30 protein-coding genes are annotated in these 25,704 nt (G+C 73.0%); 13 read left to right on the top strand and 17 right to left on the bottom strand.

Going from position 1 to position 25,704, the window contains the following annotated elements; genetic code table 11:
• Positions 1-230: 230 nt before the first annotated feature.
• Together ACFWE1_RS10695 and ACFWE1_RS10690 are read left to right on the top strand one after the other, a co-directional pair.
• Positions 231-842, top strand: a complete 612-nt coding sequence (locus ACFWE1_RS10695; protein ID WP_376933434.1) for a TetR/AcrR family transcriptional regulator — start codon at positions 231-233, stop codon at positions 840-842.
• Positions 821-1,300: a GNAT family N-acetyltransferase gene (locus ACFWE1_RS10690; protein WP_376933433.1), complete on the top strand. Its 480-nt coding sequence runs from the start codon at positions 821-823 to the stop codon at positions 1,298-1,300. Before ACFWE1_RS10695 ends, ACFWE1_RS10690 begins: the two co-directional genes overlap by 22 nt.
• A 27-nt stretch (positions 1,301-1,327) precedes the next feature.
• Here the strand turns inward: ACFWE1_RS10690 and ACFWE1_RS10685 are convergent, their stop codons facing one another.
• The 4 genes from ACFWE1_RS10685 to pdhA all read right to left on the bottom strand — a co-directional run bounded on the left by ACFWE1_RS10685 (position 1,328) and on the right by pdhA (position 5,232).
• Positions 1,328-1,618, bottom strand: coding sequence for a 4a-hydroxytetrahydrobiopterin dehydratase (locus tag ACFWE1_RS10685; RefSeq protein WP_376933432.1), 291 nt, complete (start codon positions 1,616-1,618; stop codon positions 1,328-1,330).
• A gap of 85 nt (positions 1,619-1,703) precedes the next feature.
• Entirely contained in the window at positions 1,704-3,089 is a 1,386-nt protein-coding gene (locus ACFWE1_RS10680) for a dihydrolipoamide acetyltransferase family protein (RefSeq protein WP_376933431.1), read from the bottom strand.
• Positions 3,086-4,096, bottom strand: coding sequence for an alpha-ketoacid dehydrogenase subunit beta (locus tag ACFWE1_RS10675; RefSeq protein WP_376933430.1), 1,011 nt, complete (start codon positions 4,094-4,096; stop codon positions 3,086-3,088). Before ACFWE1_RS10675 ends, ACFWE1_RS10680 begins: the two co-directional genes overlap by 4 nt.
• The gene (gene pdhA, locus ACFWE1_RS10670) at positions 4,093-5,232 is read right to left on the bottom strand and encodes a pyruvate dehydrogenase (acetyl-transferring) E1 component subunit alpha (protein WP_376933429.1); all 1,140 of its coding nucleotides are present in this window, start codon (positions 5,230-5,232) and stop codon (positions 4,093-4,095) included. Before pdhA ends, ACFWE1_RS10675 begins: the two co-directional genes overlap by 4 nt.
• A gap of 166 nt (positions 5,233-5,398) precedes the next feature.
• Between pdhA and ACFWE1_RS10665 the strand changes: the two genes are divergently transcribed.
• The 3 genes from ACFWE1_RS10665 (at position 5,399) to ACFWE1_RS10655 (ending at position 6,863) form a co-directional block, all read left to right on the top strand.
• Positions 5,399-5,857, top strand: coding sequence for an Lrp/AsnC family transcriptional regulator (locus ACFWE1_RS10665; RefSeq protein WP_376933428.1), 459 nt, complete (start codon positions 5,399-5,401; stop codon positions 5,855-5,857).
• 131 nt (positions 5,858-5,988) lie between these two features.
• Complete coding sequence (locus ACFWE1_RS10660) at positions 5,989-6,645, top strand: ArsR/SmtB family transcription factor (protein ID WP_376933427.1); 657 nt, start codon at positions 5,989-5,991, stop codon at positions 6,643-6,645.
• A gap of 5 nt (positions 6,646-6,650) precedes the next feature.
• On the top strand, positions 6,651-6,863 hold the full coding sequence (locus ACFWE1_RS10655; RefSeq protein ID WP_376933426.1) for a hypothetical protein: 213 nt from the start codon (positions 6,651-6,653) through the stop codon (positions 6,861-6,863).
• A gap of 90 nt (positions 6,864-6,953) precedes the next feature.
• Here the strand turns inward: ACFWE1_RS10655 and ACFWE1_RS10650 are convergent, their stop codons facing one another.
• The gene (locus tag ACFWE1_RS10650; protein WP_376933425.1) at positions 6,954-9,239 is read right to left on the bottom strand and encodes a polyribonucleotide nucleotidyltransferase; all 2,286 of its coding nucleotides are present in this window, start codon (positions 9,237-9,239) and stop codon (positions 6,954-6,956) included.
• Between the two features lie 193 nt (positions 9,240-9,432).
• Positions 9,433-11,466, bottom strand: a complete 2,034-nt coding sequence (locus tag ACFWE1_RS10645) for a GDSL-type esterase/lipase family protein (RefSeq protein WP_376933424.1) — start codon at positions 11,464-11,466, stop codon at positions 9,433-9,435.
• Positions 11,467-11,677: 211 nt separating this feature from the next.
• On the opposite strand from ACFWE1_RS10645, the gene ACFWE1_RS10640 reads away from it, so the two are divergent.
• Positions 11,678-11,884 carry a dodecin family protein gene (locus ACFWE1_RS10640; RefSeq protein WP_243568674.1) on the top strand — a complete coding sequence of 69 codons (207 nt, stop codon included), beginning with the start codon at positions 11,678-11,680 and terminating at the stop codon, positions 11,882-11,884.
• A gap of 54 nt (positions 11,885-11,938) precedes the next feature.
• The gene (locus ACFWE1_RS10635) at positions 11,939-12,523 is read left to right on the top strand and encodes a DedA family protein (protein WP_376933423.1); all 585 of its coding nucleotides are present in this window, start codon (positions 11,939-11,941) and stop codon (positions 12,521-12,523) included.
• 73 nt (positions 12,524-12,596) lie between these two features.
• Here ACFWE1_RS10635 and ACFWE1_RS10630 read toward each other — a convergent pair whose 3' ends face one another.
• Together ACFWE1_RS10630 and ACFWE1_RS10625 are read right to left on the bottom strand one after the other, a co-directional pair.
• A complete protein-coding gene (locus ACFWE1_RS10630) occupies positions 12,597-13,229 on the bottom strand; it encodes an FMN reductase (RefSeq protein WP_376933422.1) in 633 nt (210 codons plus the stop codon).
• The gene (locus ACFWE1_RS10625) at positions 13,226-14,437 is read right to left on the bottom strand and encodes an LLM class flavin-dependent oxidoreductase (protein WP_376933421.1); all 1,212 of its coding nucleotides are present in this window, start codon (positions 14,435-14,437) and stop codon (positions 13,226-13,228) included. Before ACFWE1_RS10625 ends, ACFWE1_RS10630 begins: the two co-directional genes overlap by 4 nt.
• 180 nt (positions 14,438-14,617) lie before the next feature.
• Here ACFWE1_RS10625 and ACFWE1_RS10620 point away from each other — a divergent pair, with 180 nt between their 5' ends.
• Positions 14,618-15,388, top strand: coding sequence for a glycosyltransferase family 2 protein (locus ACFWE1_RS10620; RefSeq protein ID WP_376933420.1), 771 nt, complete (start codon positions 14,618-14,620; stop codon positions 15,386-15,388).
• Here the strand turns inward: ACFWE1_RS10620 and ACFWE1_RS10615 are convergent.
• Complete coding sequence (locus tag ACFWE1_RS10615) at positions 15,373-16,344, bottom strand: alpha/beta fold hydrolase (RefSeq protein ID WP_376933419.1); 972 nt, start codon at positions 16,342-16,344, stop codon at positions 15,373-15,375. The two genes, ACFWE1_RS10620 and ACFWE1_RS10615, sit on opposite strands and share 16 nt — an antisense overlap.
• Before the next feature lie 147 nt (positions 16,345-16,491).
• Between ACFWE1_RS10615 and ACFWE1_RS10610 the strand changes: the two genes are divergently transcribed.
• Positions 16,492-16,866: a thioredoxin family protein gene (locus ACFWE1_RS10610; RefSeq protein ID WP_376933418.1), complete on the top strand. Its 375-nt coding sequence runs from the start codon at positions 16,492-16,494 to the stop codon at positions 16,864-16,866.
• Between the two features lie 39 nt (positions 16,867-16,905).
• Here ACFWE1_RS10610 and ACFWE1_RS10605 read toward each other — a convergent pair whose 3' ends face one another.
• Genes ACFWE1_RS10605 through ACFWE1_RS10595 form a run of 3 tightly spaced genes read right to left on the bottom strand, consistent with a single transcriptional unit; the run spans position 16,906 to position 19,475 of the window.
• The gene (locus tag ACFWE1_RS10605; protein WP_376933417.1) at positions 16,906-17,505 is read right to left on the bottom strand and encodes a hypothetical protein; all 600 of its coding nucleotides are present in this window, start codon (positions 17,503-17,505) and stop codon (positions 16,906-16,908) included.
• Positions 17,506-17,558: 53 nt separating this feature from the next.
• A complete protein-coding gene (locus ACFWE1_RS10600) occupies positions 17,559-18,446 on the bottom strand; it encodes an LLM class flavin-dependent oxidoreductase (protein ID WP_376933416.1) in 888 nt (295 codons plus the stop codon).
• A gap of 9 nt (positions 18,447-18,455) precedes the next feature.
• Positions 18,456-19,475: a DMT family transporter gene (locus ACFWE1_RS10595; protein WP_376933415.1), complete on the bottom strand. Its 1,020-nt coding sequence runs from the start codon at positions 19,473-19,475 to the stop codon at positions 18,456-18,458.
• A 113-nt stretch (positions 19,476-19,588) separates the two neighbouring features.
• On the opposite strand from ACFWE1_RS10595, the gene ACFWE1_RS10590 reads away from it, so the two are divergent.
• Entirely contained in the window at positions 19,589-20,131 is a 543-nt protein-coding gene (locus ACFWE1_RS10590; RefSeq protein WP_376933414.1) for a CGNR zinc finger domain-containing protein, read from the top strand.
• 117 nt (positions 20,132-20,248) lie between these two features.
• Here ACFWE1_RS10590 and rpsO read toward each other — a convergent pair whose 3' ends face one another.
• Positions 20,249-20,518, bottom strand: a complete 270-nt coding sequence (rpsO, locus tag ACFWE1_RS10585) for a 30S ribosomal protein S15 (protein WP_189086083.1) — start codon at positions 20,516-20,518, stop codon at positions 20,249-20,251.
• Positions 20,519-20,651: 133 nt separating this feature from the next.
• Here rpsO and ACFWE1_RS10580 point away from each other — a divergent pair, with 133 nt between their 5' ends.
• Positions 20,652-21,023 carry a DUF488 domain-containing protein gene (locus ACFWE1_RS10580; protein WP_376933413.1) on the top strand — a complete coding sequence of 124 codons (372 nt, stop codon included), beginning with the start codon at positions 20,652-20,654 and terminating at the stop codon, positions 21,021-21,023.
• Between the two features lie 27 nt (positions 21,024-21,050).
• On the opposite strand, the gene ACFWE1_RS10575 is transcribed toward ACFWE1_RS10580, so the two are convergent.
• Both ACFWE1_RS10575 and ACFWE1_RS10570 read right to left on the bottom strand, forming a co-directional pair.
• Complete coding sequence (locus tag ACFWE1_RS10575; RefSeq protein WP_376933412.1) at positions 21,051-22,076, bottom strand: CPBP family intramembrane glutamic endopeptidase; 1,026 nt, start codon at positions 22,074-22,076, stop codon at positions 21,051-21,053.
• Positions 22,077-22,153: 77 nt separating this feature from the next.
• Positions 22,154-22,987 carry a type II CAAX prenyl endopeptidase Rce1 family protein gene (locus ACFWE1_RS10570; protein WP_376933411.1) on the bottom strand — a complete coding sequence of 278 codons (834 nt, stop codon included), beginning with the start codon at positions 22,985-22,987 and terminating at the stop codon, positions 22,154-22,156.
• A 51-nt stretch (positions 22,988-23,038) separates the two neighbouring features.
• On the opposite strand from ACFWE1_RS10570, the gene ACFWE1_RS10565 reads away from it, so the two are divergent.
• Both ACFWE1_RS10565 and ACFWE1_RS10560 read left to right on the top strand, forming a co-directional pair.
• On the top strand, positions 23,039-24,124 hold the full coding sequence (locus ACFWE1_RS10565; RefSeq protein ID WP_376933410.1) for a M4 family metallopeptidase: 1,086 nt from the start codon (positions 23,039-23,041) through the stop codon (positions 24,122-24,124).
• Between the two features lie 11 nt (positions 24,125-24,135).
• Positions 24,136-24,435, top strand: coding sequence for a protealysin inhibitor emfourin (locus ACFWE1_RS10560; protein WP_376933409.1), 300 nt, complete (start codon positions 24,136-24,138; stop codon positions 24,433-24,435).
• On the opposite strand, the gene ACFWE1_RS10555 is transcribed toward ACFWE1_RS10560, so the two are convergent.
• Complete coding sequence (locus tag ACFWE1_RS10555) at positions 24,347-25,057, bottom strand: lysoplasmalogenase (RefSeq protein ID WP_376933408.1); 711 nt, start codon at positions 25,055-25,057, stop codon at positions 24,347-24,349. The two genes, ACFWE1_RS10560 and ACFWE1_RS10555, sit on opposite strands and share 89 nt — an antisense overlap.
• 78 nt (positions 25,058-25,135) lie before the next feature.
• Positions 25,136-25,507 (bottom strand): FKBP-type peptidyl-prolyl cis-trans isomerase, encoded by a 372-nt coding sequence (locus ACFWE1_RS10550; RefSeq protein ID WP_376933407.1) that lies wholly within the window; start codon positions 25,505-25,507, stop codon positions 25,136-25,138.
• Positions 25,508-25,704 lie beyond the last annotated feature (197 nt).

Below are 25,704 nucleotides of genomic sequence, written 5' to 3'. Positions count from 1 at the left end.
GCGGGCACTTCGGTTAATGCCCGCTAACTCGATTTGATGTTAGTGGCGACTAACCGAAACGGCAAGCGCGGCACGCGCCGCCGGAGGAGATCGAGTCCACGGGAGGCGGATGGGGCGCGCAGCCCCCTCCCCCGGCGCGAATCCCCTCCCGCCCGCGTGCGCCAGGTTGACCGCTCGAGCGCGACCCGGTTAACCTGCACTCACTGAACACCCGACGACGCGGAGCACGGATGACGAGCGGCACCGAGGTCGAGGCCCCCACGCAGCGGAGCCTCCGCAAGGCCGATCGGCGCGCCGCCATCCTCGACGCCGCCGCCGCGCTCTTCGCGGCGCGCGGCTACGCCGGCGTCACCCTCGACGAGCTCGGCGCGGCCGTCGGGGTCTCCGGCCCGGCCGTCTACCGGCACTTCCCGGGCAAGGGCGCCGTGCTCGCTGCCATCCTGGTCGACGCGAGCCGGGCGCTGCTCGACGGAGCCGAACGCGTGCTCGCCGTCGATGCGACCCCGGACGCGGCGCTGCGCGCCCTCATCCGCTTCCACGTCGAGTTCGCCGTCGGCGACGCCGACGTCATCGCCGTGCAGGAGCGCGAGGTCACCCAGCTCGACCCCGCCGCACGGCACGAGATGCGCACCCTCCAGCGCAGGTACGTCGAACACTGGGTCGGCGTGCTCGATCGACTCCGGCCGGATCTGGCCGAAGAGGAGCTCAGGGTCAGGGCACACGCCGCCTTCGGCCTCATGAACTCCACTCCGCACAGCGCCCGCACCCCTGGGCGCCGACCCGCCGCGACCACCATCCGCGGCATTCTGGAGGAAATGACATGGGCGAGCCTCATGTCGTGACGCTGCGCCCCACCCGCGCCGCCGATCTCGACGCACTGTTCCGCTTCCACCACGACGAGACCGCCGTCCACCAGGCCGCGTTCGCGCCGGGCGACGACGACCGCCCCGCATTCGACGCCCGCTGGGCCGAGCGCCTCGCCGATCCCGAGCTCACCACCCGCACCGTGCGCGCCGACGGCCGCATCGTCGGCGACGTGGAGGTGCGCCGCGAGCACGGCGTGGCCGTGCTCGACTCCTGGATCGATCCCGACCACTGGGGCCTCGGCATCGCCACCCGCGCCCTGCGACTCCTGCTCGACGGGCTGCCGGAGCGCCCCGTGCGCGCCCGGGTCGCAGCCGACAACCAGGGCTCCCGGGCGGTGCTCGCGAAGCTCGGCTTCGCGGAGGTCGCCCGCGAACTCGTCTACGCGCCCGCCCGCGGCGGCGAGACGGAGCGCCTCGTCTACGAGCTCGACTGAGCCCGGCGCCGCGAGGACCGCGGGCCGCTACTCGCTCGCGAGCGCGTGGATGCGCTGCGCGAGCACGACGTCGCGCCGGGTCACCCCGCCGACGTCGTGCGAGCGCAGTTCGAAGGTGATCGAGCCCCAGCGCACGTGCACGTCCGGATGGTGCGCGAGCTCGTCGGCGACGACCGCGACGCGGTCGAGCAGGCGCACCCCGGCCGAGAAGTCCCCCGTCTCGTAGCTCGCGACGAGGTGGTCCACGGCGTGTTCGAACGGCGTGCCGGCGAGTGCCTCGGCCGTGTCCTCCGCGAGCAGCAGTGTGCGGTCGTCCATCCCGTCCCTCGTCCCCGGCCGCAGCTGCGGCCCTGCGGGCGAGGCTACGCCGCGGGGGACGGTGCCGCCATCCCCCGCGGCCCGCTCACATCGTGAGGGCGAACCCCGGCTCCCGCAGGAGCCGGCCGACGTCGCCGAGGAAGCGCGAGCCCTGCTCGCCGTCGACGAGTCGGTGATCGAAGGAGAGCGAGAGGGTCATCACCTCGCGCAGCGCGATCTCGCCGCGGTGCTCCCACGGCAGCCGGCGCACCTGGCCGGTCGCGAGGATCGCGGCCTCCCCCGGGTTCAGGATCGGCGTGCCCGCGTCGATCCCGAAGACGCCGATGTTCGTGATCGACATCGTGCCGCCGGACAACTCGGCCGGGCTCGTGCGGCCGGCGCGGGCGGTCTCGGCGAGCGCGCCGATCGCGTCGGCCAGCTCGACGAGGGTCATCCGCTCGGCGCCGGGGATCACCGGTACGACGAGCCCGCGATCCGTCGCCGCGGCGATGCCGAGGTTCACGCCCGCGAACTGCACGATCTCCTGCGCCTCCTCGTCCCAGCGCGCGTTGACCTCCGGGGTGCGCGCCGCGGCGAGGCAGACCGCCTTCGCGACGACGGCGAGCGGCGTGATCCGATGCCCGGCGAAGGCGCGATCCTCGCGCAGGCCGCGCAGGAGCTCCATCGTCGCGGTCACGTCGACGGTGAGGAACTCGGTCACGTGCGGCGCGGTGAAGGCGCTGCGCACCATCGCGGCGGCCGTGTGCTTGCGGACGCCGCGGATGGGGATGCGCGTCTCGGCCGGTCGTTCGCCCGCCGCCGGGCGGGGCGCCGCCGGTGCGGCGGCGGACGGCCGGACGGCGTTCGCCGCGCGTTCGACGTCGTCGCGCGTGATCAGGCCGCGCTCCCCCGTGCCCTCGACCGCGTCGAGGTCGACGCCGAGCTCGCGCGCGAGCCGGCGCACCGGCGGCGTCGAGCGAGGCCGGTCGCCGCGCCGCGAGGGCCCGGGGGCAGGGCTCGTGAGCGCGGTCGCAGGGGTCGCGGCGGATGCCTCGCCGCCGGCTGCTGCCGGTGCCGCCCCGCCGGGGGGCGGGACGCGTCGGCGACGGCGTGGCCCGCGATCGGCCGCGGCGCCGTAGCCGACGAGCGTCGGCTCGCGCTTCGGCTCGGCCTGCGCGTCGGCTTCGGCCCCGGCGCCGCCCGAGGCATCCGCCTCGTCGTCGCCCGGACCGCCGGCTGGGCCTCCGTCGCCGGTCTCGCACGAGAACAACGGCGCGCCGACCTCGACCGTCTGGCCGGGCTCGGCGTGCAGGGCCGTGATCACCCCGGCGAAGGGCGACGGCAGCTCGACGACGGCCTTCGCCGTCTCGACGTCGGCGACGATCTGGTTGAGCTCGATGCGGTCGCCGACCGACACGCGCCAGGCGACGAGCTCCGACTCCGTGAGCCCCTCGCCGAGGTCGGGCAGCGCGAACGCGCGCACGCCGCTCACGCCTCGACCTCCGAGAGCGAGTTGGCGCGGCCGAGCACGCGGTCGACGCCGTCGAGGATGCGGTCGAGGTCCGGCAGATGGTGCTGCTCGAGCTTCGCCGGCGGGTACGGGATGTCGTGGCCCGTGACCCGTACGGGCGCGTGCTCCAGGTAGTCGAAGCAGCGCTCGGTGAGGCTCGCGGCGATCTCGGCGCCGACCCCGCCCTGCTGGCCCGCCTCGTGCGCGATGACGAGCCGGCCGGTGCGCCGCACGGAGGCCTCGAGGGTCGGGTAGTCCACCGGCGCCAAGGAGCGCAGATCGATGACCTCGATGGAGATCCCGTCCTCGGCCGCGGCGACCGCGGCGTCCGTGGCCGTCTGCACGAGGGCGCCGTAGGTGACGAGCGTCACGTCGTCCCCGGGGGCGACCACCGTCGCGATGCCCATCGGCTTCGCGTCGGCGAGGCTCGCGGTCTCGTCGACCTCGCCCTTCGCGTGGTAGCGGCGCTTGGGCTCGAAGAAGATCACCGGATCGTCGCAGGCGATGGCCTGCTGGATCATGACGTGCGCGTCCGCCGGGTTCGAGCAGACGACGACGCGGAGCCCAGCGGTGTGCGCGAAGTACGCCTCGGGCGACTCGGAGTGGTGCTCGGCTGCGCCGATGCCGCCGCCGAAGGGCACCCGGATCGTGATGGGCACCTTCACCGCGCCGCGCGAGCGGTAGTGCAGCTTCGCCACCTGCGCGACGATCTGGTCGAAGCCGGGATAGATGAAGCCGTCGAACTGGATCTCGACGACTGGGCGGAAGCCTCGGTAGGCGAGCCCGACCGCAGTGCCGATGAGCCCCGCCTCCGACAGCGGCGAGTCGACCACTCGCTCGCGGCCGAACTCCGCCTGGAGCCCGTCGGTGATGCGGAAGACGCCGCCGAGCGTGCCGATGTCCTCGCCCAGGAGGACGACGCGCGGGTCGGCGGTGAGGGCGTTGCGCAGGCCCCGGTTCAGGGCCTTGCCGAGGGTGAGGGTGGTCATCGCCCGGCTCCATTCTCGTCGGATGCCTCGTCGGCGAAGAGCGCGAGATACCGCGCGTACTGCTCGCGCTGGCGGGCGAGGTGGCTGTTCGGCTCGGCGTAGACGTGGTCGAACACGCTGAGGGCGGGCGGATCGGCGAGGCCGAGGCAGGCGGTGCGGAGCTCGGCCGCGGCGGCGTCGGCCGCCTCGGCCGTCTCGCGCTCGAGGCCGGCGACGTCGACCCCGAGCCCGTCGAGGAGGGCGAGCAGCCGAGCGATCGGATCGCGCTCCCGCCAGGCGGCGAGTTCAGCCTCGTCGCGGTAGCGGCTGGGGTCGTCGGCGGTGGTGTGCGGGCCCATGCGATAGGTGACGGCCTCGATGAGGCTCGGTCCTTCGCCGCGGCGGGCGCGCTCGAGGGCCATGCGGGTGACGGCGAGCACGGCGAGCACGTCGTTGCCGTCGACCCGGATACCGGGCATCGCGAAGCCGTCGGCGCGGCGGGCCAGCTCCTGCTTCGACTGCAGCCCGACCGGCTCGGAGATCGCCCAGTGGTTGTTCTGGCAGAAGAAGACGACGGGCGCGTCGAAGCTCGAGGCGAAGACGAACGCCTCGTTGACGTCGCCCTCGCTCGTGGCGCCGTCGCCGAAGTAGGCGATCGCGGCGGCGTCCGAGTGGTCCCAGCGCAACCCCATCGCGTAGCCGGTGGCGTGCAGCGCCTGCGCGCCGATGATGATCTGCGGCACCGCCACGCGGTGCGCGGCCGGGTCCCAGCCGGACGACGCGGTGCCGCGCCAGGTGGTCACGAGGCCCTCGGCGGCGACCCCGCGGGCCCAGGCCACGGCGAGCTCCCGGTAGCTCGTGAAGGCGAAGTCGTCGTCGCGGAGGGCGCGCACGGAGCCGATCTGCGCGGCCTCCTGCCCGGCGAGCGGCGGCCAGAGCCCGAGCTCGCCCTGACGCTGCAGCGCGACCCCCTCCGCGTCGAGCCGGCGGACGATGACCATGTCGCGGTAGAGCCGGCCGAGGGCGGCCGCGTCGACGTCGGCGACCCAGGGGTCGAACTCGGCGTCGTGGCGCCGGGCCCCCGTCTCGTCGACGAGCTGCACGAACGACTCGGGCCTCGTCAAGAGCCCGGTCGCATCACGGTCGGAAAGGGTCATCGTCGATCCTCCTGGTTCGGCGGGGCGCTTCGTGGGCGCTCCGACTCCGGCCACGTCGCCGGATACGCCTGAGGCTACGTCGGAAGGTCACACAGCTCAAGCATTGCCAGAATCATTGAGCATGTTGCCAAGGCGGCGGGCGCCGAACCTCGCTACACTGCGCAGCATGAGCACTCTCGACCACCTCGATCGAGCCCTCCTCGCCGCCCTCGCCGCCGACCATCGCGCGACCGTCGTCGCCCTCGCGGAGCGCCTGGGCCTCAGCCGCAACACGGTGCAGGCCAGGCTCGCCCGGCTCGAGGCATCCGGCGCCTTCGCGTCCTTCGAGCGGGCGATCGATCCGGCGCCGCTCGGCTACCCGCTCGAGGCCTTCGTCTCGGTGCACGTGCGGCAGAAGGAGCTCGGCGAGGTCGTGGCCCGCATCGCCGAGATCCCCGAGGTCCTGCAGGCTCACGGACTCTCCGGCTCGGTCGACCTGCTCGCGCGCGTCGTCTGCCGCGACGCGCACGACCTCTTCCGCATCGACGGCGAGATCCTCGCGATCGACGGGGTCGAGCGCACCGAGACCTCGCTCTCGATGGGCGAGCTCATCCCCTATCGACTCGGGCCGCTGCTCGATCGCTAGCCCGCTCGCGCAGCGCCGGCGAGCACCGGCCCGCGTCCGATCCTCGCCGGCGATCGCCAAGAATCCGTTGCAAACGAATAATTGCAAACAAATGCTTGCAAAGCTTTCTTTGCAACGCTATCTTTGCAGCCATGAGCGAGACGACTCCGAGCCACATCGAGGCCCAGCCGAGCAGCACCCGGCATCCCGGCATCGACCACGTGCTGTCGGCGACGGCCCTGAAGTCGCTCGGGCACCCGCTGCGCATCCGCATCTACGACGAACTGTCCTCCTACGGGCCGCTCACCGCGAGCGGGCTCGGCGAACGACTGAGCGAGTCGAGCGGGTCCATGAGCTACCACCTCCGCCAGCTCGAACGCGCCGGCCTCGTCCGCGAGGACACCAGCCGCGGCACCGGCCGTGAACGGTGGTGGGAGCGCACGCCCGGCTCGGTCGCCGTGCCCGACCCGCAGGACCTGCCCCCGGGCAGCGCCGAGCGGCTGGCCGCGAAGCTCGTCGAAGACGAGTGGCTCACGATCCGCGACCGCAACTACCGGGACTTCGTCGCCGACGGCCCGCACGTCTTCGGCAAGGAGTGGCTCGAGGTCGCGACGAGCGACACGATCAACCTCCGGCTCACCGTCGAACAGCTCGCCGAGCTCGTCGCCGAGATCGACGCGGTGTTCCTGAAGTTCGGCGAGCGCTACAAGCGCACGCCCACGCCGGGCTCCATGCCCGTCCAGATCCACCTCAACGCCTTCCCGCTCGTGCGCGGCGAGGCCACCCAGGACCACACTCGGAAGGAGTGATCACCATGACCACCGCCACCCTCTCCCCCGGCGCCGGCCGCCTCGCCGACCTCGCCGTCCGCAGCGGCCTCGGGCTCGCGAGCTGGGGCCTGCGCCGCGCCAGCCGGCGCACCGACCGCGAGCAGCTGCTCGGCCGCGCCGAGGCCCGGGCCGCCGCCGAGCGCGCCCTCGCCGAGCGCGACGAGCTGTTCCGCAGCGCGGGCTACCTCCCGCTCTGAGCCTCACGCCGCGCTGCGGCCCAGCGAAACGACGGATGCCCCGCCCGAACGAATCGGGCGGGGCATCCGCGTGTCAGGCGGGAACCGCGGTCACTCGACCTCGGAACCCTCGGCCGGCGCGTCGGTGTGCTCGCCAGTGGCGGCACGACCCTCGACGTCGGCGTCCTCCTGCAGGACCGGGGCGAGCGAGAGCTTGCCGCGGTCGTCGATCTTGGTGATCTCGACGAGCAGCTTCTGCCCGACGCCCAGCACGTCCTCGACGTTCTCGACGCGCTTGCCGCCGGCGAGCTTGCGCACCTCGGAGATGTGCAGCAGGCCGTCCTTGCCCGGCAGCAGCGACACGAAGGCGCCGAACGTGGCGATCTTCACGACGGTGCCGAGGAACTGCTCGCCGACCTCCGGGTTGGTGGGGTTCGCGATCGCGTTCACCTGGGCGCGGGCCGCCTCGGCCGAGGGGCCGTCGGTGGCGCCGATGTAGACGGTGCCGTCCTCCTCGATGGAGATGTCGGCGCCGGTCTCGTCCTGGATCGCGTTGATCGTCTTGCCCTTCGGGCCGATCAGCTCGCCGATCTTGTCGACCGGGATCTGCACGCTGATGACGCGCGGAGCGGTCGGGGCCATCTCGTCCGGGCCGTCGATCGCCGCGTTGAGCACGGCGAGGATGGTGGTGCGGGCCTCCTTGGCCTGGGTGAGCGCGCCGGCGAGCACCGAGGCGGGGATGCCGTCGAGCTTCGTGTCGAGCTGGATGGCCGTGACGAACTCGCTCGTGCCGGCGACCTTGAAGTCCATGTCGCCGAGCGCGTCCTCGGCACCGAGGATGTCGGTGAGCGCCGCGTAGCGGGTCTCGCCGTTCACGGTGTCGGAGATGAGGCCCATGGCGATGCCGGCGACCGGGGCGCGCAGCGGCACACCGGCGTTCAGCAGCGACAGGGTCGAGGCGCAGACGGAGCCCATCGAGGTCGAGCCGTTGGAGCCGAGGGCCTCGGACACCTGACGGATCGCGTAGGGGAACTCTTCGCGCGTGGGCAGCACCGGCACGAGCGCGCGCTCGGCGAGAGCGCCGTGCCCGATCTCGCGACGCTTCGGCGACCCGACGCGGCCGGTCTCACCGGTCGAGTAGGGCGGGAAGTTGTAGTTGTGCATGTAGCGCTTCTTGGTGACCGGGCTCAGCGAGTCGATCTGCTGCTCGAGCTTCAGCATGTTCAGCGTGGTGACGCCCAGGATCTGGGTCTCGCCGCGCTGGAAGATGGCCGAGCCGTGCACGCGGGGCACGACCTGCACCTCGGCGTCGAGCGGACGGATGTCGGCGAGGCCGCGGCCGTCGATGCGGACGCCCTCCTCGAGCACGCGCGTACGCATGACCTTCTTGGTGACCGACTTGTACGCCGCGGAGACCTCGGCGTTGGCCGACTCGGGCAGCTCGCCCGCCTCGACCTTGGCCGCGATGTGCTCCTTGACGCGCGCCTTGAGTGCGTCGTCGGCGTCCTGACGCTCGACCTTGCCGGCGATCTGGTAGACGTCCTTCAGCTCGGCGGCCGCGAAGGCCTCGACGGCCTCCTTGACCTCAGGCTGGTACGGCGGGAACGTCGGGTAGTCAGCGACGGGCTTCGCGGCGGTCTTGGCGACCTGCTGCTGCGCCTCGACGAGCTGCTTGATGAAGGGCTTCGAGGCCTCGATGCCCTGCGCGATGACGGTCTCGTCGGGCTTGACGGCGCCGCCCTGGATGAGGTTCCACGCGTTGTCGGTCGCCTCGGCCTCGATCATCATGATCGCGACGTCCTCGGAGCCGTCGGCCTCGGACACGACGCGGCCCGCGACGACCATGCTGAACACGGCCTCCTCGAGCTGGCCGTGCTTCGGGAACGCGACCCACTGGCCGTCGATGAGCGCGACGCGGACGCCGGCGACCGGGCCGGAGAACGGCAGGCCGGACAGCTGCGTCGAGAGCGACGCGGCGTTGATGGCGAGCACGTCGTAGAGCTCGTCGGGCTCGATGGCGAGGACGGTCACGACGACCTGGACCTCGTTGCGCAGGCCCTCGACGAAGGAGGGGCGGAGCGGGCGGTCGATGAGGCGGCAGGTGAGGATCGCCTCGGTCGAGGGGCGGCCCTCACGGCGGAAGAACGAGCCGGGGATGCGGCCCGCGGCGTACATGCGCTCTTCGACGTCGATCGTGAGCGGGAAGAAGTCGAAGTGATCCTTCGGCTGCTTCGAGACGCTCGTCGCCGAGAGCAGCATGGTCTCTTCGTCGATGTAGGCGACGGCGGAGCCCTGCGCCTGCTGGGCGAGGCGTCCGGTCTCGAAGCGGATGGTGCGGGTGCCGAACTTGCCGTTGTCGATGACGGTCTCGGCGAACGTGATTTCAGGACCTTCCAAGAGGTCTCTCTCCTTTGTTTCCCGTCGCACCCCGTGTGGGCACGACTGCATACGAAGGAGCAGGAACAGGCAATACGAATCGCATCAGGACGATGCGCTCACGCTGGCCACCAGTAGAAGTCCACCGAATCGAGTCGGTAAGCCACCACAGGGGACCAGCTTCCTGCCGGCCTGCTCCGAAGGTGCTCGGTGTTCAGTTGCGGTTCGCGGCCCGCTGCGAGGCAGAGCTGCGAGGCGGTGACCACTCGGGCAACCGCTTCGACTCTAGCAGAGCGGCCCCGGTCGGAGCGGGAATCCGGAGCAGGGCGAGTTCCGGCCGCTTGGGCGAGCGACCCTCCCCCGCGGTCCGTCCGCGCAGTCGGCGGACCACCCAGGGCAGCACGTGCAACGCCATCCAGGTGGGCCCGGAGACCCGCGTCCGGTGCGCGCCGTCGTGCAGCGCGAGCTCGAGGTCGGCGAGCACCGCGGCGTCCGGGATGCCGAGCGAGCGCGCCGCGGCGTAGGCCAGCGTGCGGTGGCCGGCGGGGTTCAAGTGCACCCGGTCGGCCGCCCAGCTGGAGCGGGCGCGCAGCTCGGGCGCGTGCTCGACGTCGACCAGCACGGCGCCGTGCTCCGCGGCGAGCGCGCGGAGCCGCTCGTCGAAGCGGGCGAAGCGGGCCCGCAGGCCGCGCACCTCCCAGCGCTCGGGCAGGAACGGGGTGACGACGAGCACCCGGCATCCGGCGGCGGCGGCCGCGCGGAGGCCTTCCCCGAGCTGATCGGCGAGCGCGACGGGGTCGGCGCTGCGCTGCACGAGGTCGTTGCCGCCGACGAAGATGCCGACGAGCTCCGCCCCGAGGGCGAGCGCCGCGGGCAGCTGCTCGTCGACGACGTCGCGGATGCGGCGGCTGCGCACCGCGAGGTTCGCGTACTCGACGCCGGGCCCCGGCCGGCTCATCGCGAGCAGCATGGCGAGACGGTCGGCCCAGCCGCGGTACTCGCCGGGGGCGGTGCGCGAGTCGTCGCAGAGCCCCTCGGTGAGCGAGTCGCCCACCGCGACGAAGCGGAGCGGCGCGCCGACGGCGCGGGCCGGGTCGGGTGCGGCCGGGGCCGGGAGCTCGGCCGGCACGAGCCCCGCGGCGCGCGCCCTGGCGTCGCGGTAGTGGCCGAGGAGCTCCTCGCAGAGCACGTCCCACCCCCGGCCCTCGACGCCCCGGCGGGCCGCCCGGCCGAAGGCGCGGCGCTTGGCGGCGTCGCCCGCGAGGTCGGTGACACGGGCGGCGAACTCGTCGAGGTCGCCCGGTCGGTAGAGCCAGCCGTCGACGCTCTGCCGCACGAGGTCGAGCGGGCCGCCGGCGCCGGTGGCGACGACCGGCACGCCGCTCGCGTGCGCCTCCTGCACGGTCTGGCAGAACGTCTCGCTCTCCCCCGGGTGCACGAAGACGTCGAAGCTCGCGAGCGTCGTCGCGAGCTCCTCGCCGCCGAGGAACCCGGTGAAGACCGCGTCGGGCAGCAGCGCCTCGAGCTCGTCGCGGGACGGCCCGTCGCCGACGACGACGAGTCGGATGCCGGGCACGCCGCGGAGCGCGCGCAGATCCTCGACCTGTTTCTCCGGCGCGAGCCGGCCGACGTAGCCCACGACGACCTCGCCGCCCGGCGCGATCCGCCGCCGCCATGCCTCGTCGCGACGTCCCGGCCGGAATCGTACGAGGTCGACGCCGCGCCGCCACAGCCGGGCGCCGGAGACGCCGAGCGCGTCGAGCCGCTCGAGCGCCGAGTTCGAGGGCGCGAGCGTGAGCGTCGCCCGGCCGTGCAGCCGCGCGACGTGCCGTTCCAGCGCCGGCGCCGCGGCCGGAATCCCGTAGCGGGCGGCGTAGGCCGGGACATCCGTCTGGTAGACCGCCACGCTCGGTACGCCGATCGCCTCGGCGGCGCGCGCACCCTGCCAGCCGAGCACGAACGGCGAGGCGAGGTGCACGACGTCCGGCGAGAACTCCGCGAGCGCCGCGGTGAGCCGGCGCAGGCCCGGCACCGCGATCCGCACCTGCGGATAGCGCGGCAGCGGCGTCGACGGCAGCTGCAGCAGGTGCGCGCCGCGGAGCTCCGTCTCGTCGACGCGGCCGGCGCGCGGCGCGATGACGAGGGCCTCGTGCCCGGCGCGCTCCAGGTGCCCCAGCACCTGGAGGAGCGAGTGGGTGACCCCGTTCATGTGCGGGAGGAACGATTCGGCGAGGATCGCGACCTTCACAAGACCAGGGTGCCCCGGCCGCACCGCCGCTCGGTACGAACACGGGCCGGGGCACCGAGGATTCACCGCCGCGTCGGCGAGCGTTCGCCGCCCGGTCGCGAATCGGTCGCCGGACGGACGGCGCTCGAGCCTTGCCGCCGTGCCGGGAGCGGCGTTGCATGGCAGGGCGGCGCCGAATCCTGGCACCGCTCCATCGATCGAGGAGGACCTCATGGCATCCGTCGCGCGCGTGACCACCATCACCGCCCGCTCCGAGCAGAGCTTCGACGACGCGATCTCCGCGGGCGTCGCCCGGGCGTCCGAGACGCTGCGCAACGTCTCCGGCGCCTGGGTGAAGGAGCAGAAGATCGAGGCGAGCGACGGCGTGATCACCGGTTGGTCGGTGACGCTCGAAGTGACCTTCGTGCTCGACGACTGACGGCGCTCGCCGCCCGGCCACCCGCCGTTCACCCCGCCGGGATAGCAAGGCGGGGTGTCAGACGACGCCCTCGCCCAGCTCGCGGCCTCGCCGTGGCTGCTGCCCGCGCTCTTCGCGCTCGTCGTCGGCGATGCCTTCCTCGTGGTGCTGCCGAGCGAGACCCTGGTCGTGGCCCTGGGGGCGCTCGCGGCGACCACGGGGCATCCGAACCCGTTCGTGGTGATCCCGGTCGCCGCGGTCGGCGCCGTCGTCGGCGACCTCGCCTGCTACGGGATCGGCCGCGCGGGCGGCCTCGAGCGATGGGCGTGGCAGCGGAAGCCCCGGGTCGCCGCCGCGATCTCGCGGGTCCGGCGCACCGTGGGCCGGCGCACGGCCGTGCTCGTGTTCACCGCCCGCTACGTGCCCTTCGCCCGGATCGCCGTGAACCTCGCCGCCGGCGCCGTGCGGATCCCGCTCGGCCGATACCTGCCGCTGTCGGCGTGCGCTGGGCTCGCGTGGGCGGTCTTCAACACCGCGATGGGGGCGGTCGTGGGCTCCGCGTTCGCGGACCAGCCGCTGCTCGCCCTCGCGGTCTCGGTGCCCGTCGCGATCCTCGCGGGCCTCGGGGTGGACGCGTTCGTCCGCCGCCTCGCCCCCTGATCCCGCTCAACCGCCGAGTTGCCCGACTTTCATGAAAGTCGGGCAACTCGGTTGGTTGGGCGGGCGGGTGGGGCTACTCGCCGGCGAGGCCGCCGATGAGGTGCCCCATCGGCCGGTCGAGCCGGAACGGGTCGCTCACGAGCTGCGAGCGGTCGGTGCGCTCGACGAGCTCGGCGAACTCCTTCGCGCCGCGGAAGATCCGGTCGGGCAGCGAGCGCACACCGTCGCCCTCCGCGCCGCCCCAGTCGCTCGTCGCGGCGAACACCCCGGTGGTCACCGGCACCGCGTGCAGGTAGGTGAACAGCGGGCGCATCGCGTAGTCGATCGCGAGCGAGTGCCTGGGCGTGCCGCCGGTCGCGCCGAGCAGCACCGGCAGATCGGTGAGGGCCTGCGGGTCGATCACGTCGATGAACGACTTGAACAGTCCCGCATAGCTCGTCGTGAAGATCGGTGTGACGGCGATGAGCCCGTCGGCCGAGGCCACGGCGTCGAGCGCCTCCTCGAGCTTCGGCGGCGCGAAGCCCATGAGCAGGTGGTTCGTGATGTCGTGGGCGAGTTCCCGCAGCTCGAAGGTGCGCACCTCGGCCTCGACCCCGCGCTCGGCGAGGGCGGCGACCGAGTCCTGGGCGAGGCGGTCGGCGAGCTGGCGGGTCGAGCTCGGCGTGGAGAGCCCCGCCGAGACGACGACGATCTGCTTGGTGGTCATCGTGCACCTCCTGCACGGGTCGCGGCGGGGCCGAAGGCCGAGCCGGCGGGCGCGGGCGCGTCCTGGTAGGGCGAGGCGCCCGCGGTCAGGTTGTCGCCGCGGTTGGCGTTCGGGGTCGCCTGGCGGGGCGCCTGGTCGCCGTACTTCGCGGCGACGAGCGAGGCGTGCGTCGGGGCGTCGGGGACGTCCGCCGGGCGGTTCTTCGCGAACTCGGTGCGCAGCACGCCGACGACCTCGCCGAGCAGATCGAGCTGCTCGAGCACGGTCTTCAGCGGGAGCCCCGCGTGGTCGACGAGGAACAGCTGGCGCTGGTAGTCGCCCACGTAGTCGCGGAAGCCGAGCGTGCGGTCGATGACCTCCTGCGGGCTGCCCACGGTCAGCGGGGTCTGCTGGGTGAACTCCTCGAGGCTCGGGCCGTGGCCGTAGACCGGCGCATTGTCGAAGTACGGCCGGAAGTCGCGCACCGCGTCCTGCGAGTTGCGGCGCATGAAGACCTGGCCGCCGAGGCCGACGATCGCCTGCGCGGCGGTGCCGTGGCCGTGGTGCTCGAAGCGCTGCCGGTACAGCGCGATCATACGCTGGGTGTGCGAGGCGGGCCAGAAGATGTGGTTCGCGAAGAAGCCGTCGCCGTAGTAGGCGGCCTGCTCGGCGATCTCCGGGGTGCGGATGGAGCCGTGCCAGACGAACGGGGGCACGCCGTCGAGCGGGCGCGGCGTCGAGGTGAAGCCCTGCAGCGGGGTGCGGAACTTGCCCTCCCAGTCGACGACGTCCTCGCGCCAGAGTCGGTGCAGCAGCTCGTAGCTCTCGACCGCGATGGGCAGGCCCTGCCGGATGTCTTTGCCGAACCAGGGGTAGACCGGCCCCGTGTTGCCGCGGCCGAGCATGAGGTCGGCGCGGCCGCCGGAGACGTGCTGCAGCATCGCGTAGTCCTCGGCGATCTTCACCGGGTCGTTCGTGGTGATGAGCGTCGTTGCGGTGGAGAGCTGCAGCGTCGAGGTCTGCCCGGCGATGTAGGCGAGCGTCGTCGTGGGCGAGGACGACCAGAACGGCGGGTTGTGGTGCTCGCCGAGGGCGAAGACGTCGAGACCGACCTCTTCGGCGTGCTTGGCGATCGCGATGGTCGCCTGAATCCGCTCGGCCTCGGTCGGCGTGCGGCCGGTCGTCGGGTCCTGCGTGATGTCGCTGACGGTGAAGATTCCGAACTGCACGGCGTCCTCCTGGGGTGCGGGTCGAGTGCTTTCAATGCGTTTGCATAGATAGGGAACGGGCTCGCCCCCGAAGCTATTCCCGCTTCACCGATTCGATCGAACCAGCGGCGGATGACGCAGCGGATCCAGTCTGCCCTGCCGCCGCCGTCCGCGGACACCCGGGGGCTAGACTCCGGAGTGATGGGCAGCATCTCGGTCGTCATCCCCTGCTTGGACGATGCCGCCATGCTTCGGGCCTGCCTCGCCGCGCTGGCCGTGCAGACCCGCCCGGCCGACGAGATCATCGTCGTCGACAACGGCTCGCGCGACGACTCGGCCGCCGTCGCCCGCGCCGCCGGCGCCCGCGTCGTGACGGAGCCGCGCCGCGGCATCTGGCCCGCAACCGCCGCCGGCTTCGACGCGGCCCGCGGCGAGCTACTCGCCCGGCTCGACGCGGACTCGGTGCCCCCGCCCGACTGGCTCGCCCGCGTCGAGCGGCGGATGTCGGAACCCGACGCCCCCACCGCGGTCACCGGCCCCGGCCGCTTCTACGGGGGCACCGCGTTCACGCGCTGGGTCGCCAGGCACCTCTACATCGGCGGCTACTTCTGGGCCATCGGCATCCTGCTCGGCCATCCCCCGCTCTTCGGCTCGAACTATGCGCTGCGCAGCGAGGCGTGGCGCGAGCTGCGCGGGATCGTGCACCGCGACCGCGCCGACGTGCACGACGACCTCGACCTCGCCTGGTGGCTGCGCCCCGGCATGTCCGTCGCCTACGAGCGCGGGCTGCTCGTCGGCGTCTCGGCGCGGCCGTTCGACAGCTGGGGCGCGCTCGGACGCCGGCTGCGGATGGCGTTCCACACCCTCGCGGTCGAGTGGCGCGAATGGCCGGCGCTCGAGCGGCGGGCCGAGCACCGCGCGGCGGCGACGGACACCGCCATCGCGGACGAGGGCGATCAGGCGGTCGCGTAGAGCTCGAGCAGGTCGCGCACGAGCTGGTGCGGGGTCGTCTCGCACGGGCTGTGCCCGGTCCGGTACACGGCGAAGCGCGCGCCGAGCTCCCGGGCCGAGCGCTCGTGCAGCTCGAGCGGCCACAGGTCGTGCGCCCCGACCGCCACGAGCTTCGGGACGGCGGAGGCCGCGACCTCGCGCCGGAAGTCGGGGGTTGCCATCATGCACGCGATGAGATCGTCGACGCTGTCGCGGCGGGTGAGCCGGAACCGCTCGCGCACGAAGGCGAGACGGCCCGGCGGCACCCGGTTCAGATTGTTGCGGATGCCCCAGAGCATGAGTGCGGCGCCCTGCCTGGGCGTCGTGAAGCCGGAGATCGCGCCGATCCGCTTCACCCCGCGGAACGCCTGCCCGGGCTCCGGTGGACTCGACAGCAGCGCCAGGCTCGCGAAGCGCTCCGGTGCCAGGGTGAGCGCCTCCTGCGCGATCGTGCCCGCGAAGCTGTAGCCGAGCACGTGCGCCGGCCCGTTCCCCGCGGCGAGCACCGCGAGGAGGTCGTCGAGGAAGAGCGTGCGTTCGTAGCGCGCGGCCGGCGGGTCGAGCCGCCAGGGGCCCGCTCCGGCGGACTCGTACTGCCCCGCGAGGTCGAAGGCCTCGACGCGGTAGCCGGCGTCGGCGAGCAGCGGCAGCATGAGGACGAAGTCCTCCTTGGAGCCGGTCGCGCCGGGCACGAGCAGCACTCTCGGCCCGTCGGCCGGGCCCATGGTCAGCCCCGCGAGCCGCCCGCTCGGGACGTCGAACCAGCAGCGCTCGGCACCGTCCGGCAGCGAGCGCCAGTCGAAGTCGGGGATCGCGGCGTCGAGTTCGGCCGCGTGCGCCTGCCAGCCCGCGGGCGGTGGCGCGAGCACACCCGCCGGCGTGCTCCGGAAGGCGGCATCCGTCGCCCGCTCCGCTTCATCTGGACCGCGCTCAGTCACGCCCTCACGATAGCGCCGAGGCTGCTCGAATCGGCGGAACGCGGGCGCGACGCCGGGACTCGGCGACCCCTCGGCGATCCCTCGCCGAGCCATCGCCGAGAGCGAACACTGGGCGGCTTCGAAGCTGCGGCCCGTAGGCTGGCGCCCATGGCTACCGTCGCGCTCACCATGGACACCTTCGAGAAGACGATCCTCGAAGGCGGCACCGTCTTCGTCGACTTCTGGGCGTCCTGGTGCGGCCCCTGCCTGCAGTTCGCGCCGAACTACGAGGCGGCGGCCGAGGCGAATCCCGACCTCGTCTTCGCGAAGGTCGACACCGAGGACCAGCAGCAGCTCGCCGCGGCGATGAACATCACCTCGATCCCCACGATCATGGCGTTCAAGGACGGCATCGGCGTCTTCGCGCAGGCCGGGGCGCTCCCCCGCCCGGTGCTCGACGACCTCGTCTCGCAGGTGCGCGAGCTCGACATGGACCAGGTCCGCGAGCAGCTCGCGCGCGAGGAGGGCGGTCAGGCCTCCTGACCCCCGCCGGGCGCGCGCCGCGCGCCCGGATTCGGACCGTCAGACCGTCTCGTCGATCCCGCTGAGGTCGAGCTCGACCTTGAACGGCCGGCCGTCGCCCACGATGCGCGCCGGCACCCGAACGTACTTGCCCTCCCCGCGCAGCGCGTCGAGCCGGTCGACGTAGCGATCCTCCGCCGCCTGGCCGAGGTAGCCCGCGTGCCGGGGCCGCTGCCCGCCGACGAGCTGCACGCCCACCCGGTACCGACGGGCCATCCACCGGCTCGCCCGCGGCACGAGGACCGCCGCCTGCTCGGGCCCGCCCTGGGTGCGCGCGATCTCGATGGCAGCCTGCCGGTGCGCCGCACCGTCGACGGGGACGACGGTGCGCACCTCGCGATCGGCCGACGGCGCCTCGACGAGGGTGAGGTCGTCGACGCCGAGCAGATTGCCCCACTGGTCGGGGTTCGCGCCGCGCTTCTCTCGGCCGATCGAGACCACGAGGTACACGAGCGCGGCCGCGAGCAGCACGATGAGCGGCCAGAACAGCCACGGCTCGGCGCCCGGCCGCACGAAGCTCGTCGCGAGCAGCACGACGAAGAGCGTGAGGTAGGGGAACGGCTCCCACAGGAGCAGGGGCTTGCGGCGGGGGGCTGGCATGCCCTCAACGGTATCTGCTCGATCGCCGCCGACTCACGGCGGCTTCCCAGCGCTCAGCGCAGCCCGGGCAGCCGGGCCGCGACCTCCTCGAGCACCCGCTCGTCGCCCGCGTAGATGCCGGACTCGCGCGGCCAGTGCGCGACCACCTCGTCGAAGCCGAGCTCGCGGGCCCGCTCGACGGCGTCCTCGAAGGCGGCGGCGCTCGCGAGCGAGTACCGGTCGCCCTCGTCGAGCGAGAGCACCCGCGCGACGCCGGCGATGTCGCGGCCCTGCTCGGCGCACGCTTCCGCGAAGCGCTGCGACAGCTCGCCGACGTGCCGCCACCATGCCTCGGCGTCGAGCTCGGCGCGCCCCGTCGTGATCCAGCCGTCGGCGAGCCGTGCCGCGAGCGCGAGGCCGCGCGGACCGTTGGCCGCGAGCTGCAGCGGCAGCCGCGGCGACTGCGCCGGCTCGCCGACCATGCGGGCATGGTCCGCGGCGAACCACTGCCCGGCGAACGAGATGCCGCCCGAGCCCGGCTGCTCGAAGCGCAGCAGTCGGTCGAGCGCCTCGACGAACTCGACGTACCGCTCGTGCCGCTGCCGGGGCGACAGGGCCTCCTGCCCGAGCACGTGGGCGTCGAAGCCCGTGCCGCCGGAGCCGAGCCCGGCGACCACGCGTCCGCCGGCGATCTGGTCGAGGGTCGCGAGCTCCTTCGCGAACGGCACCGGGTGACGGAAGTTCGGGTTCGCGACGAAGGTGCCGAGCCGGATCGTCGAGGTCGCCGTCGCCGCCGCGGTGAGCGTCGGCACGGTCGCGTGCCAGGGCTCGTCGGCGAGCGAACGCCAGGAGAGGTGGTCGTACGTCCAGGCGACGTCGAAGCCGTACGCCTCCGCCGCTTGCCAACGGCGGGCGGCCTCCGGCCACGCGAACTGGGGAAGGATGACGATGCCGAAGCGCATGGGGCGAGCCTAGGCCCCTCGTTCCTCGCCCGCACGCGGCGGAAGCGGCAGCGCGGCGGTGACGGGGATCGGCTCCGCGCCGAGCTCCACGGCCGGTGCCGAGGCCTCGTCGCCCGGCCCGCCGCGGGTGCCGCCGGGCGCGGCCTGGCCGCGCTCGAGCTTGACGCAGACGATGCCCGCCAGGATGAGCACCCCGCCGAGGATCTGCAGGGCGCTCAGCACCTCTCCGAGCAGCACCCAGCCGGCGATGCCCGCGAAGACCACCTCGGACAGCCCGAGGAAGGCTGCGAGCCGGGAGCCGAGCCGGCCGATCGCGGCGAGCCCGGCGCTGTACGCGAAGGCCGTGGAGAGCACGCCCACGGCGATCAGCGGCACGAACCACGGCGCCTCGGCGCCGAGGAACGCGACGTCGTCGAAGACGAAGCGCATCGGCAGCAGGCCCGTGACGCCGAGCAGCGCGAGCGCGACGGCCCCGACGACGAAGCCGGCGGCGATGAGGGCGAGCGGCGGCAGCCGGGCGGCCGAGGACTCGCCGACGAGGTAGTAGACGCAGACCCCCAGCATCGCGAGCGCGGCGAAGGCGAGTCCCAGCGGGTCGAGCCGGCCGCCGCCCGGGCCGATGACGAGCACGAGGCCCGCGAGCGCGAGCACCGAGCCCGCGAGCACGATGCGCTGCGGCATCCGCCGGGAGCGCGCCCAGGCGAGCAGCACGAGCGCGATCGGTGCGAGGTACTCGATGAGGAGCGTGAGCGAGACCGGGATGCGCTCGAGCGAGGCGTAGAAGAAGAACTGCACGCCGGCGACGGCGATGAGGCCGAACAGCAGCACGGTCCAGCGCGCCCGCCAGAGCGGGCGGAGGTCGCCGCGGAGGGCGAGAACGCCGGGGACGGCGAGGATGACGGCGGCGATCGAGATGCGGGCGAGCACCGCCGCGCCGGGGCTCCAGCCGTTCTCGAGCAGCGGTTTCACGAACACGCCGCCCACGCCGAAGGCGAGCCCCGCCGCCACCCCCAGGGCGATTCCCGTCACGCCGCGCGATCCGCGCACGAGCCCTCCTCGACTCCGATGCCGAGACGTCCACCAAGTCATGGGTGAACGTCGTTATGCTCGTGACAGTACGGCACGCCGAAGTCAGGAGTCAAATGATTTTCACCAATGACACGATCGATGCCCTGCACTTCGCCGCCGCCCTCGCGAACACGGTTCCAGAGGCCAGCGCCTCCGGCACCGATGAGCTGGGCGACCCCGCCGCCCTCGTCGCGATCCTGGACCGGTGGTGGTACTCGGGCCGGCGCGACGGCGACGCCAGGGAGCTCGCCGAGGTGGCCGCCGCCCGGGCGCGACTGCGCGCGCTGTGGTCGCGCGACCGCGACGAGGCGGTCGACGAGGTGAACGCGATCCTCGCCGAGTCGAACGCGGTCCCCCGGCTCGTCCGGCACGACGCGCTCGACTGGCACATCCACGCGACCTCGGCCGAGGCCCCGCTCGCGGAGCGCATCCTCGTCGAGGTCGCCATGGCCTTCGTCGACGTCGTGCGCGCCGACCAGCTCGAGCGGCTCCGCACCTGCGACGCCGACGACTGCGAGGCCGCCTACCTCGACCTCTCGAAGAACGGCTCGCGCCGCTTCTGCTCGACCCGCTGCGGCAACCGCATGGCCGTGCGCGCCTACCGCGCGCGGGCATGACGAAGGCCCCCGGCCTTGCTCCGAGGAGCAGGTGCGGGGGCCTTCGCAAGAAGTTCGCGGCTCATCGAGAGCCATGCCGGACTTCGGCGCGCCGCACGAGGGCGGCGCCGGCGGCACTTAGCGGCGCAGCCCGAGACGCTCGATGAGCGCACGGTAGCGCTCGATGTCGACGTCGGCGAGGTAGCCGAGCAGACGACGGCGCTGACCGACGAGGAGCAGCAGACCACGACGCGAGTGGTGGTCGTGCTTGTGCTCCTTCAGGTGCTCGGTGAGGTCCTTGATGCGCTTGGTGAGGATCGCGATCTGGACCTCAGGGGATCCAGTGTCACCGGGGTGCGTCGCGTACTCTTCGATGATCGCCTTCTTGGTCTCTGAATCCAGTGCCATAGAGGGATCCCCTTTCTTCTCGTTGCGCGCTGCCCGGGGCCTGATGCCTGGGCTCTCTTCATGCGCGGCCGGTGGACGGCAACCGAACAAGCTTAGCAGAGCGCGGGCGCCCGGCTTGCCCCAGACTGGAAGCATGGTGTTCGCCATCAAGCGCGTCTACGAGGCCGCCTCCGCCGACGACGGAGTCCGGGTGCTCGTCGACCGGCTCTGGCCGCGCGGGGTGAGCCGGGAGCGGGCCGAGCTCGACCGCTGGGCGAAGGAGGTCGCCCCCTCCCCCGAGCTGCGCACCGCCTGGCATCACCGGCTCGAGGACTTCGCCCACTTCGCCGCGCAGTACCGGCGGGAGCTCGACGCGGGCACGGCCGGCACCGAGCTCCTCGAGCTCGGCCGCGAGCATCCGCGGGTGACCCTCCTCTTCGGCGCGCGCGACGAGCGGGTGAACCACGCCGCGGTGCTGCTCGACTGGCTCGCCGCGCACGGCGCCGAGGTCGAGCGGCCGGCCTGAACCCAGGCTGGCCGGAGCCCGAGCCGCTCAGGCGCGCGACTCGGCGAGCGTGAGGCCGGGCTGCGGCTGCTTCCGGAACTGGCCCGTCACGGCGAGCAGCACGATGATCGCGGCGTAGAGGATCCAGCCCGGCCAGCCGAGCATCGACCCCCACGGATCGGCCGGGAGGTCGCTCGCGTCGACGAAGATCAGGAACTGGGAGCCGGCGGTGTTGAGCGCCGCGTGCGCGATCACCGCGGGCCACACGGAGGCGCTGCGCAGCCGCAGCCAGCCGATCACCGTGCCGACGAGCACGCAGAAGACGACCATGCAGAGGACGCCGAGCACGTCGGTGCGGCCGTAGTTGTAGCCGAGCAGCACGACCGGCGCGTGCCAGACGCCCCAGACGACCCCGCTCGCCACGAGCGCCGCCCAGGTGCCGAGGGGGCGCAGCGCCGGCAGCAGCCAACCGCGCCAGCCGAGCTCCTCGCCGAACGTCGCCCCGCAGTTGACGAGCGTGACGATCGGCAGCATCAGGAGGGTGATCGTCACGACGGTCGCGGCATCCGCGCCCTGCCCGCCGCTCGCGGCGAGCGCCGCGGCGACGCCGCTGACGCCGCTCAGGTCGAGCCGGATGAGCCCCATCGCGTCGCCGAGGAGGAGCGCGGCGAACGGGATGACGGTGAAGCCGACCGCGCCGAGCGCGACGAAGAGCCAGGTCCGCCCCGCGGGCCGCAGCGGCCAGAGCCCCAGCCAGCGCGGCACGCTCGGGGCGCGCTGCACCCAGAACGCCACGACGAGGGCGGCGATCGTCGGGGTGAACATCATCGCGAGCGTCAGCGGACCGAACCACGGGCTCGCGAGCCCCTCGCCCGAGAGCCAGACCGGCAGTTCGACGAGCCAGGCGCCGCCGAGCGCGATGACGAGGAAGACCATCACCGCCCGCCACGGCACCGCACTCGGCAGCACCGGCCCGCGCTCGGAGTTCTTCGCCCGCTGGCGGTCGGCGGCGCTCACGGCGCCCGCCCCGGCCGCGCCCGGCACCGTCGTGGTGGTGGTCTCGGAATCGCTCATGCGTCCCATCGAAGCGGAGCGGGCGGATGGCCCGCCTCCCCCGTGCGGCGGAATCGCCTCCCCCGCCCGTGGGAGCGTCAGGGCGCGAGCAGGAAGATCGCGGGCCAGCCGTTGTGCGCGTACACGATGACCGCGAAGACCACCGCGTCGAACAGCAGGTGCACGGTCAGCACGTAGGTGAGCGACTTCGTGAGGGTGAAGGTCCAGCCCTGGACGAGGGCGAAGGGGATGGTGAGCAGCGGCCCCCAGGACTGGTAGCCGAGCTCCCAGAGGAAGGAGACGAACACCGTCGCCTGCAGCAGGTTCGCCTGCCAGACCGGGAAGTGCCGCCGGAGCAGCGTGAACACCGTGCAGATGAAGAACAGCTCGTCCCAGGTGCCGACGGCGTTCACGCCGACGAAGAGACGGGCGATCTCGTCGGGCGCGACCACGGTCGGCCAGTTCGTGTAGACCCCGGAGGTGATGAAGTAGAACGGCAGGATGAGCCATCCCGCCACGACGACCGCGGCGAGGTAGCCCCACTGCGCGGGCGTCCAGCGCTGTCCCGTGCGCCACGGGAATCGGATCACCTTCTCGCGGTAGAGGAAGCGCGAGACGAGGTACGGCACGGCGACGGCGAGCCCGAGCACGACGGCGAAGCGGACCATCCCCTCGTTCGAGAGGTCGGCCTTCAGCGAGACGGTGGAGATGATCAGCTGGCCGAGCGCGATGAGCGCGAGATCGGCGGCGAGCCGCTCGGTGCGGCCGCTGCGGTCGCAGAGCCAGGCGCCGACGAGGCCGGCGGCGAGCAGCGCGTAGCCCGGCCAGACGAGCTGCACGCCGAACAGCAGCACCGCCGCACCGCAGACCGCGGCGGCGGGGAGCAGACCGATCGCATGGCGGCGGAGCTCGCCCGTCGGAAGCGTTGGCACCTTCCCACCCTAAGGGTGGCCGCCGTCGGCGGTCGGTGGCAGCATCGAGGCATGCCGGAGATCGTCCCGCCCTACCTCCTCGATCGCATCGCCGAAGCCGCCGGCCCGCGCTTCCCGCTCGCCGCGGAGGCCGCCCGCCGAGCGCTGCTGCGGCCGCCGTCGCCCCGGCTCGGCCCCGGCCCGCTGCCCGAGCTGCCGAGCGTGCTGCCCGACGCACCCTCCGCCCCGGTGCGCCGCATCTCCGACGCCGAAGGCCTCGAGAAGCTGCCCGGGCGACTCGTCCGGCGCGAGGGCGAACCCGCCACCGGCGACGACGCCGTCGACGAGGCGTACAACGGCCTCGGCGACACCCACCGCCTGTTCGAGCGGGTGTTCGGCCGCGACTCGATCGACGGCGCCGGCATGCCCCTCGAGGCCACCGTGCACTTCGGCGACCGCTACGACAACGCCTTCTGGGACGGCGAGCGCATGGTGTTCGGCGACGGTGACGGCGAGGTGTTCCAGGGGTTCACCGGTTCGCTCAGCGTCATCGGGCACGAGCTCGCGCACGGCGTCACCGAGCACACCGCGCGGCTCCGCTACGAGGGCCAGTCGGGCGCGCTCAACGAGCATGTCTCCGACGCGTTCGGCGCTCTCGTCGAGCAGTACGCCCTCGGCCAGGACGCCGAGGCCGCGAACTGGCTCATCGGTGAGGGCATCTTCACGCCAGAGGTCGAGGGGCGGGCGCTGCGCTCCATGCTCGAGCCCGGCACCGCGTACGACGACGACGTGCTCGGCCGCGACCCGCAGCCGGGCCACTTCCGCGACTACGTCGAGACGAGCGACGACCACGGCGGGGTGCACCTGAACTCCGGCATCCCCAACCGCGCGTTCGCCCTCGCGGCGCGCGAGCTCGGCGGCTTCGCCTGGGAGCACGTGGGCCGCATCTGGTACGACGCGCTCGTGTCGGGCCGGCTCCGCGAAGACGAGACCTTCGCCGGCTTCGCCGCCGAGACGCTGCGCACCGCCGGCGAGCGCTTCGGCGCCGAATCCCGCGAACGGCAGGCGGTGCTCCGCGGCTGGCAGGCGGTGGGCGTCGAGCCCGAGGCGAGCGACGACGCCGGAGCCGACCGCCCGGCGCCCCGTCCGGCGGAGTAGCATCTGGCGCGATGGACGTCATCGTGCAACGCAGCGGCGGGCTCGCCGGGCTCCGCCTCACCTGGCAGGTCGAGGTCGACGCGCAGCCCGACCGCGACGACTGGGTGCTGCTCCTCGACGAGCTGCCCTGGCACGAGGTGCCCGCGGCACCGCCCGAGCCCGACCGCTACGTCTACCGCATCAGCTGCCCGCCGAACGAGGTCGAGCTCGCCGAGCGTCAGCTCACCGGGCCGTGGCAGCAGCTGGTCGAACGGGTGCGGCAAACCGCGACGCCGCGACGCGGAGGTGCACCACGACGCCCAGGGCGATGAGGCCCTGCGCGGCCAGGTAGCTCACCATCACGACGGCATCGTGCCACGCGAAGTCGTAGCCCGGCAGAAAGCGTCCGAGCCCGAGCACCGAGTCGGACACGACGAACAGCGCGCCGCCCGCGGCGAGCATCGCACCGTTGCCGGCCGCGAACGCCGCCATCGCCCCGAGCGCGAGCCCGTAGGCGGCCACCGGCACGAGGAGCGCGCCCGTGTGCGGGCCGAGCAGCGCGAGAAAGCCGACGAACCACACCGGGTAGACGACGAGCGCCCAGAGCGGCACCCGCCGGCGTCGACGCAGGCGCACCTCGCCCGCCCCGCGGCCGAGCCGCAGGAACAGCGCCAGGTACACGAGATGCGCGACGAGGAACGAGCCCAGGCCGATCGTGAACCAGCCGTCGCCGGGGAAGCTCAGCGCCACGTCGCCGCCCCAGGAGAAGCCGAGCCCCGCGACGAGGAGCCAGCACGCCGCGCCTCGCGGCCGCGGTGCGGCGAGCACCACGGCGAGCGCGAGCGCCGGCATCAGCAGCGCCTTCGTCACGGTCACCGACCAGTCCGGGCCGATCGAGAGCAGCACGAGGTGCACGACGGAGAGCACCAGATAGGGCAGGAACGGCGGCAGCACAGCAGGCATCGTAGCGCGGGGCGGATGCGGCGAGGGCCGGCGGAATCCCCGCCGGCCCTCGTCGTTGGTCGTGGTCGCTCAGCTGACGCCAAGCAGGTCGATCACGAAGATCAGGGTCTGGCCCGAGAGGCGGTGGCCGCCGCCCGCGGGACCGTACGCCTTCTGCGGCGGAACGATGAGCTTGCGGCGCCCGCCGACCTTCATGCCGGGGATGCCCTCCTGCCAGCCGGCGATGAGCGCCTGCAGCGGGAAGTTGATGGACTGGTTGCGGCTCCACGAGGAGTCGAACTCCTCGCCCGAGTCGTACTCGACGCCGAGGTAGTGCACATCGACGGTCGAACCGGGCTGCGCCTCGGCGCCGTCGCCGACGACGATGTCCTCGATGACGAGCTCGGTGGGGGCGGGCCCCTCGGGGGCGTCGATCTCAGGCTTGCTGTTGGTGTCGGTCATGCCTCCATCCAAACGGATGGCCTGGCCGAGAGCAATCGCGGACGGGCGTCCACTCCGCTCTTGCGCTGACTGCGAACAGCGTGCACCCTGGAACCCTAAGGAGCTCGTCGCCCAGGAGAGCTGTCGGCAGTGCCACACCCCAGGGCGACGAGCTTCTTCCGTCCGTGGCAAGACACGGCAGCGCACTGTGCCCATCA

The sequence above is a fragment of the Agromyces sp. NPDC060279 genome (assembly GCF_042726785.1).
In the GTDB taxonomy this organism is placed as follows: domain Bacteria; phylum Actinomycetota; class Actinomycetes; order Actinomycetales; family Microbacteriaceae; genus Agromyces.
Note: the sequence above shows the minus strand (reverse complement) of the source record. Positions and strands in the feature narration are given on the sequence as shown.

Bases quoted from the DNA above. Each gene is read 5' to 3' on its own strand.
- ACFWE1_RS10665 (WP_376933428.1), top strand. From the start codon at position 5,399: ATGAGCACTCTCGACCACCTCGATCGAGCCCTCCTCGCCGCCCTCGCC.
- ACFWE1_RS10660 (WP_376933427.1), top strand. From the start codon at position 5,989: ATGAGCGAGACGACTCCGAGCCACATCGAGGCCCAGCCGAGCAGCACC.
- ACFWE1_RS10565 (WP_376933410.1), top strand. From the start codon at position 23,039: ATGCCGGAGATCGTCCCGCCCTACCTCCTCGATCGCATCGCCGAAGCC.
- ACFWE1_RS10605 (WP_376933417.1), bottom strand. From the start codon at position 17,505: ATGCCAGCCCCCCGCCGCAAGCCCCTGCTCCTGTGGGAGCCGTTCCCC.
- ACFWE1_RS10600 (WP_376933416.1), bottom strand. From the start codon at position 18,446: ATGCGCTTCGGCATCGTCATCCTTCCCCAGTTCGCGTGGCCGGAGGCC.
- ACFWE1_RS10655 (WP_376933426.1), top strand. From the start codon at position 6,651: ATGACCACCGCCACCCTCTCCCCCGGCGCCGGCCGCCTCGCCGACCTC.
- ACFWE1_RS10575 (WP_376933412.1), bottom strand. From the start codon at position 22,076: ATGAGCGATTCCGAGACCACCACCACGACGGTGCCGGGCGCGGCCGGG.
- ACFWE1_RS10685 (WP_376933432.1), bottom strand. From the start codon at position 1,618: ATGGACGACCGCACACTGCTGCTCGCGGAGGACACGGCCGAGGCACTC.
- ACFWE1_RS10695 (WP_376933434.1), top strand. From the start codon at position 231: ATGACGAGCGGCACCGAGGTCGAGGCCCCCACGCAGCGGAGCCTCCGC.
- ACFWE1_RS10590 (WP_376933414.1), top strand. From the start codon at position 19,589: ATGATTTTCACCAATGACACGATCGATGCCCTGCACTTCGCCGCCGCC.
- pdhA (WP_376933429.1), bottom strand. From the start codon at position 5,232: ATGACCCTTTCCGACCGTGATGCGACCGGGCTCTTGACGAGGCCCGAG.
- ACFWE1_RS10675 (WP_376933430.1), bottom strand. From the start codon at position 4,096: ATGACCACCCTCACCCTCGGCAAGGCCCTGAACCGGGGCCTGCGCAAC.
- rpsO (WP_189086083.1), bottom strand. From the start codon at position 20,518: ATGGCACTGGATTCAGAGACCAAGAAGGCGATCATCGAAGAGTACGCG.
- ACFWE1_RS10560 (WP_376933409.1), top strand. From the start codon at position 24,136: ATGGACGTCATCGTGCAACGCAGCGGCGGGCTCGCCGGGCTCCGCCTC.
- ACFWE1_RS10630 (WP_376933422.1), bottom strand. From the start codon at position 13,229: ATGACCACCAAGCAGATCGTCGTCGTCTCGGCGGGGCTCTCCACGCCG.
- ACFWE1_RS10580 (WP_376933413.1), top strand. From the start codon at position 20,652: ATGGTGTTCGCCATCAAGCGCGTCTACGAGGCCGCCTCCGCCGACGAC.
- ACFWE1_RS10690 (WP_376933433.1), top strand. From the start codon at position 821: ATGGGCGAGCCTCATGTCGTGACGCTGCGCCCCACCCGCGCCGCCGAT.
- ACFWE1_RS10620 (WP_376933420.1), top strand. From the start codon at position 14,618: ATGGGCAGCATCTCGGTCGTCATCCCCTGCTTGGACGATGCCGCCATG.
- ACFWE1_RS10610 (WP_376933418.1), top strand. From the start codon at position 16,492: ATGGCTACCGTCGCGCTCACCATGGACACCTTCGAGAAGACGATCCTC.
- ACFWE1_RS10550 (WP_376933407.1), bottom strand. From the start codon at position 25,507: ATGACCGACACCAACAGCAAGCCTGAGATCGACGCCCCCGAGGGGCCC.
- ACFWE1_RS10640 (WP_243568674.1), top strand. From the start codon at position 11,678: ATGGCATCCGTCGCGCGCGTGACCACCATCACCGCCCGCTCCGAGCAG.